We start from the raw sequence: 14089 nt of genomic DNA, 5'->3' as shown, positions 1-14089 counted from the left end.
GGTGTGCCGTTCCTAGTTCGCGTCGGTGTCTGGGTGGGGGGCGTCGGCCGTGGGGAGGCCCGCGAGGGTCAGCAGCAGTTGCTTGACCTCGGTCGCGGCGTACGCCTCGCGTGCCTCGTCCGGTGCGGAGCACAGCAGGACAGGGCCGTCGTCCGGGTCGGCGGGCAGTCGGCCGTGGCTGCCGCTGACGCCGGAGGGGTCCAGCGGGACGGTGCTGACGCGGTAGCGCAACCCGAGCTTCTTGCGGGCCACCTGGCCGATCGCGCGGAGCTTCACCGCGGGGACGCTGTCGTCGTACAGAAGCTCCGCGGGGTCGTAGCCGGGCTTGCGGTGGATCTCGACCTGGCGGGCGAAGTCGGGGGCGTGCGCGTCGTCGAGCCAGTAGTAGTACGTGAACCAGGCGTCGGGGTCGGCGACCGCGACGAGTTCGCCGGAACGCTCGTGGTCCAGGCCGTGGGCCTTCTTGCCCTCGGCGTCCAGCACCTCGTCGACGCCGTCGAGTTCGGCGAGGAGCTTGGCTACCTCGGCGGTGCCGGCGGGGTCGCGGACATAGACGTGGGCGATCTGGTGGTCGGCGACCGCGAAGGCCCGTGAGGTCCACGGGTCCAGGTACTCCATGCCGTCCTGCGTGTACACGTCGAGGAGCCCGGCGCGGCGCAGTGCGCGGTTGATGTCGACGGGGCGGGAGGCTGGGGTGATGCCGTACTCGCTGAGCGCGACGACCGTGGCGCCCTCGCGCAGGAAGTGGTCGATCAGCGGGCGCAGCGCCTCGTCGAGCCGACGGGCGCTCTCGGCGGTCGTGGGCGAGTCGGGCCCGGACCGCTGGGGCTCGTAGTCGAGTTGGGGGACGTACACGAGGGTGAGGTCGGGCCGGTGTTCGTCGAAGACCTGGCGGGCGGCGCCGAGGATCCACTGGGTGGAGGGCATTCCGGCGTTGGGGCCCCAGTAGGTGAACAGCGGGAACGGGCCGAGCCGGTCGGCGAGTTCGTCGTGCAGGGACGGCGGCCAGGTGTAGCAGTCGGGTTCCTTGCGGCCGTCGGAGTAGTAGACGGGGCGGGGGGTGACGGTGAGGTCGACGTCCGCGCCCATCGCGTACCACCAGCAGATGTTGGCGACCTTGTAGCCGGGGGCGGTCCTGCGGGCCGTGTCCCAGATCTTCTCGCCGCCGACGAGCGCGTTGTGCTGCCGCCACAGCAGGACCTCGCCGAGGTCGCGGAAGTACCAGCCGTTGCCCACCGCGCCGTGCCCGGCCGGGGGTTCGCCGGTGAGGAAAGTGGACTGGACCGTGCAGGTCACGGCGGGCAGGACGGGGTCGAGACGGGCCCGGAAGCCGCGTTCGCCGAGGGCGGCGACGGCGGGCATGTGCCGTAGCAGCTTGGGGGTGAGGCCGACGATGTCGAGGACGACGAGCCGGCGCGCGGGCGGTGCACCCGCAGGCCGCGTGCCCGCCGGCGCGATACTCACGGCCGGCGTGCTCGCTGACGCAGACCTCACGGACGGTGTACTCACAGCCGGTGTACTTGCGGACGGTGTGCTCGTGGGTGGGGTGCTCGGCGGTGGAGTGCTCACTGGTGGTCCTCCTTGAGGCCGAGGCCGGTCATCCGGTCGCGGGCCCAGGCGAGTTCGGCGGCGATGCCCCCGGCCAGGTCGGCGGGCGGCTCGGGGAGGACGGACCAGGTGTAGGTCTCGACCTCGATGTGGTCGCAGTGGACGGAGGTGCCGCCGAGCAGTCCCGCGAGGACGGCGGTCAGCTGGTCGGCGGTGGTGCGCAGCGGCGGCTCGGGGTCGGCGTGCAGCGGGGCGTGGAAGTGGACGCGCCAGGGCCCGGTGCTGGTGGGCAGGCCGCCGTCGAGGGCGTCCGGCAGGTCGTCGACGGCGTGGACGGGGGCCTCGGGCGCGGACGCCGTACGGGTCTGGTGCAGGAACCGTGGCTCCGCGAGGCGCCGCAGGGCCGCGCGGGCGGCGGGATCGGCGGGGTCGGTGGCCTCGACGGCGCAGGACGCCTGGAGCTTGACGACCGCGAGCCCGGCGTCCGCGAGGCGGGCGAGGGCGGCCACGGGGTCCTCGAACTGCACGGCGAGATGGCAGGCGTCGAGGCAGACGCCGAGCCGCTCGGGGTCGAGTCCGCGCAGCTCCCGTACGGCCTGGGCGGTGGTCTCCACGACGCAGCCGGGCTCCGGTTCGAAGCCGACGCGGACGCGGCGCCCGGTGTCGGACTCGATCGCGGCGAGTCCGGCGGCGAGCCGGTCCAGGGCACGGCGGGCGGTCTCGGCGCGGTCCGGGGGCCAGGGGGTGCGCCAGGCCAGCGGCAGGGTGGAGACGCTCCCCCGGGCGACGTCGTCGGGGAGGAGCGCGGCGAGCACGCGGGCGCAGTCGAGGGTGTGCCGCAGCCGGGCCTCGTCGGCCCAGTCGGGCAGGTAGACGTCCTTCTTGACCACCTCGCGGTGGAACCCGGCGTAGGGGAAGGCGTTGAGGGTGACCGTCTCCAGCCCGCGGGCGGCGAGTTCGCCCTTGAGGCGCTTGACCTCGTCCTCGTCGTCGACGAGCCGGGTCACCGTGTCACGGGCGAGCCAGAGGCCGATGCCCAGCCGGTCGACGCCGAGGCGTTCCCGCACGGGTTCGGCGTACGCGGCGAGCTGGCCGATGACTCCGTCGAGGTCCTCCGCCTGGTGGACGTTGCTGCAGTAGCCGAGGTGGACGGGGCTGCCGTCGGGGTGCCGGAATCGCATGGCCGGGCGCTCACTCTCCGCCGCGGCGGACGGAGTTGCCCTGGAAGCTCGACTCCTCGTCGGGCTTGGGCTCGTCGAGGTCGAGTCGGCCGCTCCGTCCGTAGAAGCCGACGGGGTTGCGCCAGAGGACCTTGTCCACGGTGTCGTCGTCGAAGCCGGCGGCGAGCATCGCGTCGGCGGTCCTGCGGGTCTTGAGCGGGTCCGAGCGCCCCCAGTCGGCGGCCGAGTTGACGAGGACGCGGTCGGTGCCGTGCTCCTGGAGGATGGCGACCATGCGGTCCTCGCTCATCTTGGTCCTCGGGTAGACCGAGAACCCGGCCCAGCAGCCGCTGTCTAGGACCATGCCGACGGTCAGCTCGTTGAGGTGGTCGAGGACGACGAGTTCGGGGTCGATACCCGACTCCCGTACGACGTCCAGGGTGCGGCGGGTGCCGGTGGCCTTGTCGCGGTGCGGGGTGTGCACGAGCGCCGGTAAGCCGTGTTCCACGGCGAGTTGCAGTTGGCGGGCGAGTGCCTCGTCCTCCTCCGGTGTCATGGAGTCGTAGCCGATCTCGCCGACCGCGACCACCCTGTCCTTGGCGAGGTAGCGGGGCAGTTCGTCCAGGACGGGCCGGCAGCGCGGGTCGTTGGCCTCCTTCGGGTTGAGCGCGATGGTGCAGAAGTGCTGGATGCCGAACTGGGCGGCCCGGTACGGCTCCCAGCCGAGCAGCGCGTCGAAGTAGTCGTAGAAGCTCTCGGGGGAGGTGCGGGGCTGGCCGAGCCAGAAGGCCGGCTCGACGACCGCGCGGACCCCGGCCGCGTGCATCGCCTCGTAGTCGTCGGTGGTCCGGGAGGTCATGTGGATGTGGGGGTCGAAGATACGCACGTTCTGGTCTTCCTCGGGTTCTTCGGGGAGCGGGGCGTTTTCGGTGGGGTCCCGTGGGACTACTGGAGTTCCTTCAGCGCGCGTACGGCGGCCTCGCGGCGTTCGGGCGCGGCGGCCCGTGTCTCGGCGGTGAGCCGCTCGACGAGGTCGGCGCGGGCGGGGTGGGCCCGGACGACGGGCCAGATGTCGTGCGGGACGTTCCGGCCGGCGGCGACCCGCTCATGCGCGAAGTCGGCGAGCATACGGGCGAGTTCGGCGTCCGCACGGGTGTCGAGCCCGGCGATCCGGTCGAGCGGGATCTCCTGGAAGACGCACTTGAGCACGGCCTGCCGGTACTCGGCGTCCGGGAGCCGGGCCGCGCCGTACGGTCCGAGGGCGGCTTCGACGACATGGCTCTCGTTGCCGCGCAGCGCCTCGCGGACGAGAGGGAGGGCGAGGTCGGCGAGGGGCTCGCCGCCGGCCTCGGTGGAGGCGTCGAGGAGGGGCAGGGCTCGTAGGACGGCCCGTTGTTCGGCCGGGTCGCCGTGGCGGAAGAGGCTCGCCAGTTCGGCGGCGAGGGGTTCGCCGGTCAGGGGCAGGGCGGTGAGCAGGACGGCACGGGCGGCCTCGTCGGCGGTCCAATGGGCGTCCAGCGGGGCGCGTCCGCAGTGTCTGCGGGCTGCGGGGAACAGGGCCCGCACGGCGGCGGGCCGCGCGGCGATCCGCGCTTCCGCGTGGGCGAGCCAGGAGCGGGCGGCCGGTTCGAGTGGATGGCGGGAGAGGGCGGTCCGGGGATCGGGGGGCACGGATGCGGGCATGCCGAGGGACGCCATGGCGGAACAGCCTCCGGTGGGGGGTGGAGGGAGCGAAACACGAGAGGAAGGGAAGAGGGAGGAAGAGGAGGGAGGCGAGAGGAAGCGGAGGGAGGGAGAGCGACGGGAAGGCGGAGGAGGTGGAGGGAGATGGAAGGAGCTGTCTCAGGGGGTCAGGCCGCTGCCGAGCGCAGGAACTCGATGGAGCGGCGGGCCACGTCGGGGGCGTCGAGGGAGCCGCCCTGGATCTCCACGGAGACCAGTCCGCGGTGGCCGAGGTCCCGCAGGGCGGCGAGCACGGGCGGGAAGTCGATCTCGCCCGCGCCGAATTCGAGGTGCTGGTGGACTCCGCGCCGCATGTCCTCGATCTGCACGTTGAGCAGGCGCGGCGCGGCGAGCCGCACGCACTCCAGGACGGTCCGCTCCTCCACGCAGTGGGCGTGCCCCACATCGAGGGTGATCCCGAACAGGTCGTGCCCGCCGATGAGTTCGGCCAGTTCGAGACATCGCTCGACGGTGTCGACGAACATGTACGGCTCCGGCTCGAACGCCAGGGAGACGCCGTACTCCTCGGCGGTCTCCAGGACGGTCTCCACGCCCGCCGCGAGCCGCTTCCAGGCGTCCCCCGCCGGGAGTCCGTCGTGCGGTGCGGGTCCGCTGCACAGGTGGACGGTGGGCGAGCCCAGGTCGGCGGCTATGCGTACGGCGCGCCGCAGCAGGTCGATCCGGTGTTCGGCCGCGTCGGACATCAGGGTCGGCTGGTGCTTGCCCCAGGGGTCGAGGAGGTAGGGCGCGCCGGTCTCCAGGGTCACGTCGAGGTCGTGCCGGTCGAGGTCCCGGGCGATCTCGGCGACTCGTCGGGGCAGGTCGGGGGCGTACGGGTCGAGGTGTCCGTGATCGAGGGTGAGGGCGACACCGTCGTAGCCGAGGTCGGCGAGGACGGTGAGGACGTCGCCCAACCGGTGGTTGGTGAAGCCGTTGGTGCCGTAACCGAATCGGAGGGGGGTGGGGGGCACGGTCATGCCGGCATTCCTCCTGCGGAGGTCTGTGCTGGTCGAGGGGGTGGTTCAGGTGGGGGAGACACGCCGGGCGAGCCGCCGGGCCAGGGGGTGGGCGACGCCGAGGGCGGCCGCCGCGACCGTGGCGCCGCTGCGCGCTGTCAGCGCCGTCTGGAGTGGCAGGAACCCGAGGATCCCGGCCCCCACGGCTCGCCGTACGTTCTCGCCCGACGGCTCCCGTACGGCGCGGATCTGGGCCGTGCCGTAGGTGCCGAGGTAGGCGAGGGCTCCGGCGCCGACGAGGGCGGCCCGGGTGACGGCCGACCGAGTGGTGGGATGGCTGCCGAGGTACCGCTGGGCGGCGGACGCGGCCGTGCGCCCCGGGGACGGTGCCGCCGTGCCGGCCCGTGCGGAGACGATCACCGTGCGGACGGCGGGCAGCGCCGTCGCGAGGGCGGTGGTCGTGGCGGCGGCGAGGGTCGAGGCGGGCACGCGGGCGGGGGCGCCGGAGATCTCGTGGCGGCTGAGGGCGGACAGTGTGTACGTGTGGGCGCCGACGAGCGCGGCCGGGGCGGCGCCACGCAGCAGTGCCCTGCCGGTTCCGCCCGGGCGGGCGGCGGCCAGCGCGCCGGCGAGGACGTCCAGGGTCCGGGCCGAGGCCATGGCGGCCGCTCCCGCGGGGGTGGACTTGAGCTTCAGGTCGTAGGCCCAGATCACGCCGGTCAGCGGCAGCGCCGCCAGCAGGCTGCGGCGGCCGCCCGACGCGGCGGCGAGCCCCAGGCCGGCGGCGGTGAGCGCTCCGGCGACGGCGAGGGCGGTGTCGCGGGGGACGCGGCCCGAGGGGACGGGCCGCTCGGGGCGTTCGACGGCGTCGATCGTGGCGTCGGCGTAGTCGTTGAGAGCCATGCCGGCCCAGTAGAGGCAGACGGATGATCCCATGGCTCCCAGCGTCGGTCCGCTGAGCGGGCGTCCTGCGGCTGCGGCCCCCGCGAGGATGTCACCCGGCACGCTCAACGCGGCTGGCGCACGTACGAGTTGAGAGAGATCCGCGAGGCGCACGGCTTGCCGCGAGCCGGAGCGGACATCCCATCTCCGAGCTTTCATGGCGGCAACTTACCCCTGCCACTTGGGCATTCATGCAAAGAAAGCGTGAAGACCTTTTTCATTTCGTGACTTGATACTGCCTACCGATGAACGCATCTGCATGCTAATGACCGTCAGAGTTCCTGACGCAGTCTCCGCCACACCGCCTTGGCCGCGTTGTGCCCCGACATTCCGTGCACTCCGGGGCCGGGCGGGGTGGCCGACGAGCAGATGAACACGGCCGGATGCGGGGTGCGGTACGGCTGGAACGTGAGCTTGGGACGGAGCAGCAGCTGCAGGCCGGAGGCGGCGCCGCAGGCGATGTCACCGCCGACGTAGTTGGGGTTGTGCGCGGCGAGTTCGGGCGGGCCGGCGGTGGCGCGGGCGAGGACCAGGTCGCGGAACCCGGGTGCGAAGCGCTCCAGTTGGCGCTCCACGACGTCGGTCAAGTCTCCGGTCCAGCCGTTCGGCACGTGGCCGTACGCCCAGAAGACGTGCTTGCCCTCGGGGGCGCGGGTGGGGTCCACGAGGCTGGGCTGCACGGTGATCAGGAACGGCCGGTCGGGGGCGTGGCCGTGCCGGGCGGCGGCGTCCAGGGCGGTGCTGATCTCCGCCTTGCTCGCCCCGACCTGGACCGTGCCCGCGGCGCGCGCCTCCTCGGCGGTCCAGGGCACGGGACCGTCCAGCGCGTAGTCGACCTTGAAGACGCTCGCGCCGTACCGGTACGACTCGTAGAAGCTGCCGAAGCCGGCGATCCGGGCCAGGGCGGTGGGCGAGGTGTCGAAGACGTAGGCGCGCGCGGGCGGCAGATCGTCGAGCCGCTTGACCTCGTAGTCGGTGTGGACGGTGCCGCCGAGGTCCTCGAGGTAGGCGGTGAGCGCGTCCGAGACGGCCTGGGAGCCGCCGCGGGCGACGGGCCAGCCGGCGGCGTGCGCGGCCAGTGCGAAGACCAGGCCCACGGCGCCGGTGGCGAGGCCGCCGAGCGGGGCGATGACATGCGCGACCAGCCCGGAGAACAGCGCCTTGGCCTTCTCGTCCTTGAAGCGGCGCATCAGCCAGGTGGAGGGGGGCAGTCCGGCGAGGCCGAAGCGGGCGAGGGTGACCGGGTCGCGGGGCAGCGCCGACAGTGGCAGCGACATGAAATCCCGCACCAGGGTGTCCCACTTGGGCAGGAACGGCTCGATCAGTCTGCGGTACGCGCCCGCGTCCCGCGGCCCGAACGAGGCGGCCGTCTCCCCCACGGAGCGCGACAGCACCGCCGCCGAGCCGTCCAGGAACGGGTGCGCCATGGGCAGCTCGGCGTGCAGCCACTCCAGGCCGTAGCGGGCGAGCGGCATTCCCTTGAACGCGGGCGAGTTGACGCCCAGGGGGTGGGCCGCCGAACAGGGGTCGTGCCGGAAGCCGGGCAGGGTCAGCTCCGCGGTGCGGGCACCGCCGCCGACCGTGTCCTTGACCTCGAAGACCGCCACGGAGAAGCCGCGGCGGGCCAGCTCCACGGCAGCCGTCAGGCCGTTCGGCCCCGCCCCCACCACCACCGCGTCGAGCATCGCCGGCACGTTCGGACCCCTTCGTCAGTCGATGGTCATCGAGCGCCGCGAACGGGTTTCCGCCCGGCGGCGAACCTGCGCTCAGGATATGCCCGGCCACCGACAGCCACGGCATGGGTAGGCTGCGCCGCATGACGCGCCGGTTCCGCCGCACCGACCCCGAGCAGGAGCTCCGGCACTGGTTCGAGGTGGGGGAAGACGGGCGGGTACTGCGGCAGGCGACCTTCGACGGCCGGCGGGAGCTGCCCCCGCTGCCCGGACGGCTCACGAAACGCCCGGACGAGACGTCCGGCGCCGCGTCGGTCGCCGCCTCGCGGGCGTACCTGACCGCGACACGCGAGGAACACGGTCCGCTCGCCGGTCAGCTCTACGAGGCCGTGTACGGCGTCCTCGACGAGGGGCCCGTCGAGGAGCCGCCGGAGGCGGTGCCCGTCACGGAGAAGGCGTTCGAACAGGCGTGGAGGGTGGCTCTGCGGGACCGGCACTTCAGCCGTTACGACACGGGGCCGCTCCCCGAGGGCGCCCGGCTCATGGGCACGGTGTCCGCGCTGCCCTGGGGGCCGGGGCTGACCGGCATGGTCGTGGACATCGGGCGGCCCGTGGGAGCCTTCGTGGATGTGCTCCACCTCCCCAGGGAGGCCCAGGACTGGCCTGCGGTGGGCACCGTGACCGAGTTCGAGGTGGTCACCATCCGCTTCTACCTGGAACCAGGCACCTGCCCGGGACTGCAGCTCAGGCTCCGGCCGACAGCAACCCCCGCACCCGGCGAGCCGTGGCCGCGTCCCGCGCCGCCGTGAACGGCAGGGTGTTGCCGCCGGTTATCCGGAAGGGCTCGTCCGCGAGGGTCAGATGGGCTCCGCCGGACTCCTCGACGAGGAGGAGGCCTGCCGCGTGGTCCCAGGCCGCCTCCCAGGAGAACGCGACCGCGTCCAGCCGCCCTCGGGCGATGGCGAGATACTCCAGCCCCGCCGACCCGCACGGGCGTGGGGCGACGCCCTCCGTCCACAGGCCGAGCAGCGCCGCCTTCTGCTCCTCCGTGGTGTAGTCCGGGTGGGAGGTGGCCACGTCGAGGTCGCGGCCGGGCTCGGGGGAACCGGCGTGCAGCGGCTCGCCGTCCAGCGTGGCACCCCGGCCCCGTATCGCCACGGCGAGCCGGTCGAGCGCGGGCGCGTACGTCCAGGAGGCGCGCACCACGCCGTCCAGGGCGAGGGCCACGAGCGTGCAGAAGCCGGGCTCCCCGTGCACGAACTGCCGGGTGCCGTCGACCGGGTCGACGATCCAGACCGGCGCGTCGCCGCGGATCGCCTCGTAGGACGCGGGGTTGGCGTGGACCGCCTCCTCGCCGACGACGACGGAGCCGGGCAGCAGCGCGGGCAGCGCCTCGGTCAGATACAGCTCGGCCTTGCGGTCGGCGTCGGTGACGAGGTCGTGGGGGCCGTTCTTCTGGTCGACCTCGTGCTCGGCGAGCTGCCGCCAGCGCGGCATGATCTCGGCGGCCGCCGCCTTGCGGATGGCTTCTTCGACGTCGGAGGCGCGCCGGGCGAGAAACTCGTCGATGGTTTCGCTGTCTTCGATCATGCCTCCATCACAGCACGCACCACTGACAATCCCCACCGGAAGGGTGCACTCCGCATGGAATCACCATGAACAGCGGGTCCGCCGCGGCCGGGCGGCGGCTCCCGCTCAGCGTCCGACCGCGTACCCCTGCATGCCCCGCGGGTTGGCCGCCGCCGAGAGCACGCCGGTCGCGGGGTCGCGCGCGACCGCGCAGAGGCGGCCCTCGGACCACGGTTCGCCGACGGTGAGGTCATGGCCGCGGCGGCGGAGCTCCGCGACGACCTCCGCGGGCATGCGGGACTCGACGGTGACGCTGCCGGGGCGCATGCCGCGCGGGAAGAAGGAGCCGGGGAAAGCGTCGTTGTGCCAGTTCGGGGCGTCGATGGCGCCCTGGAGGTCGAGGCCGCCCCGGGCCGGTGGGCGCAGGGCGACGCCGAGGAAGAAGTGGAGCTGCCACTGGTCCTGCTGGTCTCCGCCGGGCGTGCCGAACGCCATCACGGGCACCCCGTCGCGCAGCGCGAGTGAGGGGGTGAGCGTGGTGCGGGGCCGGCGGCCGGGGGTGAGCGAGTTCGGCAGCCCCTCGTCCAGCCAGGTCATCTGCAACCGGGTGCCGAGCGGGAAACCCAGCTCGGGCACGACGGGGTTGGACTGGAGCCAGCCCCCGCTGGGCGTGGCCGCGACCATGTTGCCCCAGCGGTCGACGACGTCCAGATGGCAGGTGTCGCCCCGCGTGCTCCCGTCCGCCCCGACCTCGGGCTCCCCCGGCACCGGGGAACGGGGGCTCTTGGCGACCGTGGGTTCGCCGATGGCGCGGGCGCCGCCGACCGTGGGCTCCCCGGCCCCCATGGGGTTGAAGCCGGGTTGGTCGGTGGCCACCACGCGCGCGTGGGCGCTCAGGCGGGGGGTGCGTCCCCCGGGGCTGCCGGGCCGCAGGTCGTACGAGGCCGTGTCGCCGATGAGGGTCCGCCGCTCGGCGTTGTAAGCGTCGGACAGCAGCTCGGTCAACGGCACCGGGGCCGCGTCGCCGTACCAGGCCTCGCGGTCCGCCATGGCGAGCTTGCAGCCCTCGATCAGCAGGTGCACGTAGTCGGCCGACCCGTACGCGGGCAGTTCGTCCGGCAGCAGCGCGAGTTGCTGGAGGAAAACCGGGCCCTGGCTCCAGGGCCGGGCCTTGCACAGGGTCCAGCCGTTCCAGTCGTAGGTCGCCGGGGACTCGTAGGAAGCGGACCAGGAGGCGAGGTCGGCCGCGGTGAGGGTGCCGGTGTGCCGTTCGCCGCTGGTGTCCAGGGTGGGTCGCCCGGCCTGCCGTACCAGGGCCTCGGCGATGAAGCCCGAGCGCCACACCTCCCGTGCCGCCTCGATGCGGGCCTCGCGGTCGCCCGCTCCCTCGACCTCGGCGAGCAGCCGCCGCCAGGTCGCGGCCAGGGCGGGGTTGCGGAACAGTTCGCCGGGGCGGGGCGCCCGGCCGCCGGGCAGGTAGACCTCCGCCGACGACACCCACTCCTGCTCGAAGAGGTCGCGCACCGACTCGACGGTCGCGCCGACGTTCTCCACGGGCGCGTGCCCGTCCTCCGCGTACCCGATGGCGTACTTCAGGACGTCGGCGAGGTCCTTGGTGCCGTAGTCGCGCAGCAGGAGCATCCACGCGTCGAACGCGCCGGGCACGGCTGCGGCCAGGGGGCCCGTGCCGGGGACGAGGTCCAGTCCGAGTCCCCGATAGTGCTCGATCGTCGCCCCGGCCGGCGCCACGCCCTGTCCGCACAGGACCCGGACCTCGCCGTCCGCCGTCGCCAGAACGAGGGGGACCTCCCCGGCGGGCCCGTTGAGGTGCGGCTCGACGACGTGCAGCACGAACCCGGCGGCGACGGCCGCGTCGTAGGCGTTGCCGCCGTCCTCCAGGACGGCCATCGCGGACTGCGACGCGAGCCAGTGCGTGGAGGACACCATGCCGAAGGTCCCCTGGAGCGTCGGTCGAGTGGTGAACACGGGCGGACTCCTCAAGCGCGACGATCGTCCGCCGATCGTACGCAGCGCCCTCAGTCGCCCTCGGCCCCGCGGTGACACGGGCCGCCCACAGCCCGCCTCACTGGCGCCGCCCCACGGTCAGCACATGCCCGCTCGTACCCAGCAGCGACGGCTCCGACTCGATACACCGGGTCGCCGCCAGAACGGCCTCCCGCCGCTCGGGGTCGTCGAGCCACTCGTCCACGTCGCCCATCAGCCAGGCGACGCCCTCCACGCCGTACTGGCCCTCACAGACCAGCCCTGCCGCGTCGAACTCGCCCGGCACCTCGGCGGGGTCGGCGAAGTAGGCGGTGGTGAAGGCGGGGTCGTCCGCCGAGGGCATGTGGCGCCCGTCCGTCAAGACGGCGTCGGTGCGCGCACGCCGCTCCGGGAGGAAGTAGTTCCCCTGCCGGAGCGTGTCGTTGAGGCCCGCGTACCGGTTGATCGTGGCCGCGACCACCACACCACCGGGCCGGACGGCACGACGGGCCTCCACCAGCGCCCGCACCCGCTCCGGGCGTTCGGGCAGATGGTAGAGCGGCCCGAGGAGGAGGACGACGTCGTACGCGGCGTCCTCGGCGGGCAGTGTGCGGGCGTCCCCGAGCCGGGCGGTGACACCGGGCAGCAGGCCCGACCGTTCGACGTGCATCGGTACGGGGTCGACGACCTCGACCTCGTGTCCGTCCCCCGCGAGCCACGCCGCGTGGACGCCCGTGCCGCCGCCGACGTCGAGCACGCGCGCGGGGGCATCCGGCAGGAACCGCCGGAGCAGCTCCTGGGTGCGCCAGAACTCCAGTCGTCCGGCGCCTTCGGTGAGGCGGGTGTTCTCGCCGCCCCGCTCGTAGTAGGCGAGGATCTCCTCGCGCAGGGAAGGGGTTCCGGACGCTGGGGAAGGTAACCGGGTCATGCGTCAAGGGTGCTGATCGCCGCGAACGCGGTGCAACCGGTTAAGAGCCCCGCGCCTTGGTCCAGGCACCGGTGCCGAGGCGGCCGGTGGTGCCCAGGTCCAGGCCGCCGTCGGGGGCGAGTACCTGTGCGGGGCGGCCCTTCGCCGTGGCGACGCGCAGGTAGGGGGCGTTGACGGCGGGGGCGTCCGCCTCGGTGACGGTGTTGCGCCAGACCAGCGAGGTGGTCGCGGACTCGCCCGGCTGCAACGTCACCTCGTGCGGGCCCGGGTCGGGCACACCCGTGGTGATCTGCCGCGGGCCGCGCAGGACGCGCACGTCGACGGGTTCGCGATCCTCGTCGAGCACCTGGACCGAGGGATAGCCGTTCACGGTGTACGGCTTCGTGCCGCAGTTGGTGAGCGTCACCGTCATCGCGCGCAGTCCCGTCGCGGCCTCCACGAGACCCGGCAGCATCCGCGCCCCGGAGGACGGGCAGGCGTCCGTGGGATCGGCCGAGGGTGCCTGCGTGGGCCGCGCGTCCAGGCCCGAGGGCACTCCCTCGGGCAGTTCGTCGGCGTGCACGCCTCCCGGTCGTTCGGTTCCCGCGGACGAGACCGATGTCGAGGGGAGGTCGCGGTCGGGGTTCACCTCGCGGTCGATCTCCGCCCCGAGTCCGCAGCCGCCGACGGCCAGGACCAGCGCGGCGGCCAGGAACACACGGGAGGCGGTGCGGCGGGGTGTCGGGATCATGGATCCGATCCTGACACGCGCTCCCGGCGGAAGGCGGGACTCCGGAAAGTCGCTGTCACGACTGAACGGTGAGGGCCGGTCACCACGTATACACAGAGCGAGGTCGCACTTTCCGCCCCACAGGCAGTCGTGTGACACTGACGTACCCCACCGACCGGCGGTACCGCCGCCACGACCCCGAGAAGTGCGCTGTGCGTGATCTCCCTCTGCCGCTCGCCCTCACCGTGCGTCTGCTTCCGGTCGCCGTACTCGCCACGGCAGGCTGGGCGTTGTCGTCCGGTTCGTCGGACACGAGCCCGGCGGGGAAGGAGTCCGCGCAGGAGACCGCGTCCGGGCCCATCTCCACCTCCGAGTCCGCGCCGGCCACGTCCGCCGCGACCAAGACATATGCGAAGGCCCCCTCACCCTGCGGGGCCATCGCGGCGAAATCGGTCAAATCCCTTGTTCCGGGCGCCAAGACGGCCGGCAAGGAAATAGCGTCGACCGACGAGTCCGTGCGCCGCACCTGCTCCTGGAACGCCCTCAAGGGCTACGACTACCGCTGGCTGGACATCTCGTACGAGATTCACCAAACGGACGCGAAGGCCGAAACCACCTACAAGGAGCGGATATCACAGAAGAGCGGCGGCGGCGCGGTGCCCGGTCTCGGTGACGCGGCCTACTCCGTCGTGAACCTCACCACCGAGGACAAGCAGCAGACCCGCGAGGGTGTGGTGTACGCGCGCGTGGCCAACGCCCTGGTGGTCGTCACCTACAACGGCAGCGACTTCGAGTCGCAGAAGGCCCCCGGCACCGACGAGATCAACAAGGGGGCCATCAAGGCGGCGAAGGAGGCGGTGGCCGTGCTGGAGGGCGCCCAGTAGGGGCACGCCGCCGGC

The 14089-nt window shown here is 73.1% G+C and carries 13 protein-coding genes; 2 read left to right on the top strand and 11 right to left on the bottom strand.

Annotation, left to right across the window (positions count from 1 at the left end):
* Window positions 1-12: 12 nt before the first annotated feature.
* From ACZ4Z3_RS12780 to ACZ4Z3_RS12750, 7 genes are all read right to left on the bottom strand, one after another.
* Complete coding sequence (locus ACZ4Z3_RS12780; protein WP_468501424.1) at window positions 13-1362, bottom strand: nucleotide pyrophosphatase/phosphodiesterase family protein; 1350 nt, start codon at window positions 1360-1362, stop codon at window positions 13-15.
* A gap of 203 nt (window positions 1363-1565) precedes the next feature.
* Window positions 1566-2729, bottom strand: coding sequence for a metabolite traffic protein EboE (gene eboE / locus ACZ4Z3_RS12775; RefSeq protein WP_468500982.1), 1164 nt, complete (start codon window positions 2727-2729; stop codon window positions 1566-1568).
* Between the two features lie 10 nt (window positions 2730-2739).
* Window positions 2740-3594, bottom strand: coding sequence for a TatD family hydrolase (locus ACZ4Z3_RS12770; RefSeq protein WP_468500981.1), 855 nt, complete (start codon window positions 3592-3594; stop codon window positions 2740-2742).
* A gap of 59 nt (window positions 3595-3653) precedes the next feature.
* The gene (locus tag ACZ4Z3_RS12765) at window positions 3654-4406 is read right to left on the bottom strand and encodes an EboA domain-containing protein (protein WP_468500980.1); all 753 of its coding nucleotides are present in this window, start codon (window positions 4404-4406) and stop codon (window positions 3654-3656) included.
* Window positions 4407-4558: 152 nt separating this feature from the next.
* Window positions 4559-5407: a sugar phosphate isomerase/epimerase family protein gene (locus ACZ4Z3_RS12760; RefSeq protein WP_468500979.1), complete on the bottom strand. Its 849-nt coding sequence runs from the start codon at window positions 5405-5407 to the stop codon at window positions 4559-4561.
* Between the two features lie 45 nt (window positions 5408-5452).
* Complete coding sequence (locus ACZ4Z3_RS12755; RefSeq protein ID WP_468500978.1) at window positions 5453-6487, bottom strand: SCO3242 family prenyltransferase; 1035 nt, start codon at window positions 6485-6487, stop codon at window positions 5453-5455.
* A 113-nt stretch (window positions 6488-6600) separates the two neighbouring features.
* Window positions 6601-8013 carry a phytoene desaturase family protein gene (locus tag ACZ4Z3_RS12750; RefSeq protein WP_468501423.1) on the bottom strand — a complete coding sequence of 471 codons (1413 nt, stop codon included), beginning with the start codon at window positions 8011-8013 and terminating at the stop codon, window positions 6601-6603.
* Window positions 8014-8144: 131 nt separating this feature from the next.
* On the opposite strand from ACZ4Z3_RS12750, the gene ACZ4Z3_RS12745 reads away from it, so the two are divergent.
* Window positions 8145-8810 (top strand): hypothetical protein, encoded by a 666-nt coding sequence (locus ACZ4Z3_RS12745; RefSeq protein ID WP_468500977.1) that lies wholly within the window; start codon window positions 8145-8147, stop codon window positions 8808-8810.
* Here the strand turns inward: ACZ4Z3_RS12745 and ACZ4Z3_RS12740 are convergent.
* The 4 genes from ACZ4Z3_RS12740 to ACZ4Z3_RS12725 form a co-directional block, all read right to left on the bottom strand.
* Entirely contained in the window at window positions 8746-9591 is an 846-nt protein-coding gene (locus ACZ4Z3_RS12740) for an inositol monophosphatase family protein (RefSeq protein WP_468500976.1), read from the bottom strand. The two genes, ACZ4Z3_RS12745 and ACZ4Z3_RS12740, sit on opposite strands and share 65 nt — an antisense overlap.
* Window positions 9592-9696: 105 nt before the next feature.
* Complete coding sequence (locus ACZ4Z3_RS12735; RefSeq protein WP_468500975.1) at window positions 9697-11556, bottom strand: gamma-glutamyltransferase family protein; 1860 nt, start codon at window positions 11554-11556, stop codon at window positions 9697-9699.
* Between the two features lie 97 nt (window positions 11557-11653).
* Window positions 11654-12481, bottom strand: a complete 828-nt coding sequence (locus ACZ4Z3_RS12730) for a class I SAM-dependent methyltransferase (RefSeq protein ID WP_468500974.1) — start codon at window positions 12479-12481, stop codon at window positions 11654-11656.
* A gap of 40 nt (window positions 12482-12521) precedes the next feature.
* Complete coding sequence (locus ACZ4Z3_RS12725; RefSeq protein ID WP_468500973.1) at window positions 12522-13211, bottom strand: DUF4232 domain-containing protein; 690 nt, start codon at window positions 13209-13211, stop codon at window positions 12522-12524.
* A 191-nt stretch (window positions 13212-13402) separates the two neighbouring features.
* Here ACZ4Z3_RS12725 and ACZ4Z3_RS12720 point away from each other — a divergent pair, with 191 nt between their 5' ends.
* Window positions 13403-14074, top strand: a complete 672-nt coding sequence (locus tag ACZ4Z3_RS12720) for a hypothetical protein (protein WP_468500972.1) — start codon at window positions 13403-13405, stop codon at window positions 14072-14074.
* Window positions 14075-14089: the final 15 nt, after the last annotated feature.

It is taken from the genome of Streptomyces sp. NPDC030296 (assembly GCF_055572815.1).
The sequence above is the reverse complement of the archived record's forward strand: the minus strand, read 5'-3'. Positions and strand labels throughout refer to the sequence as shown.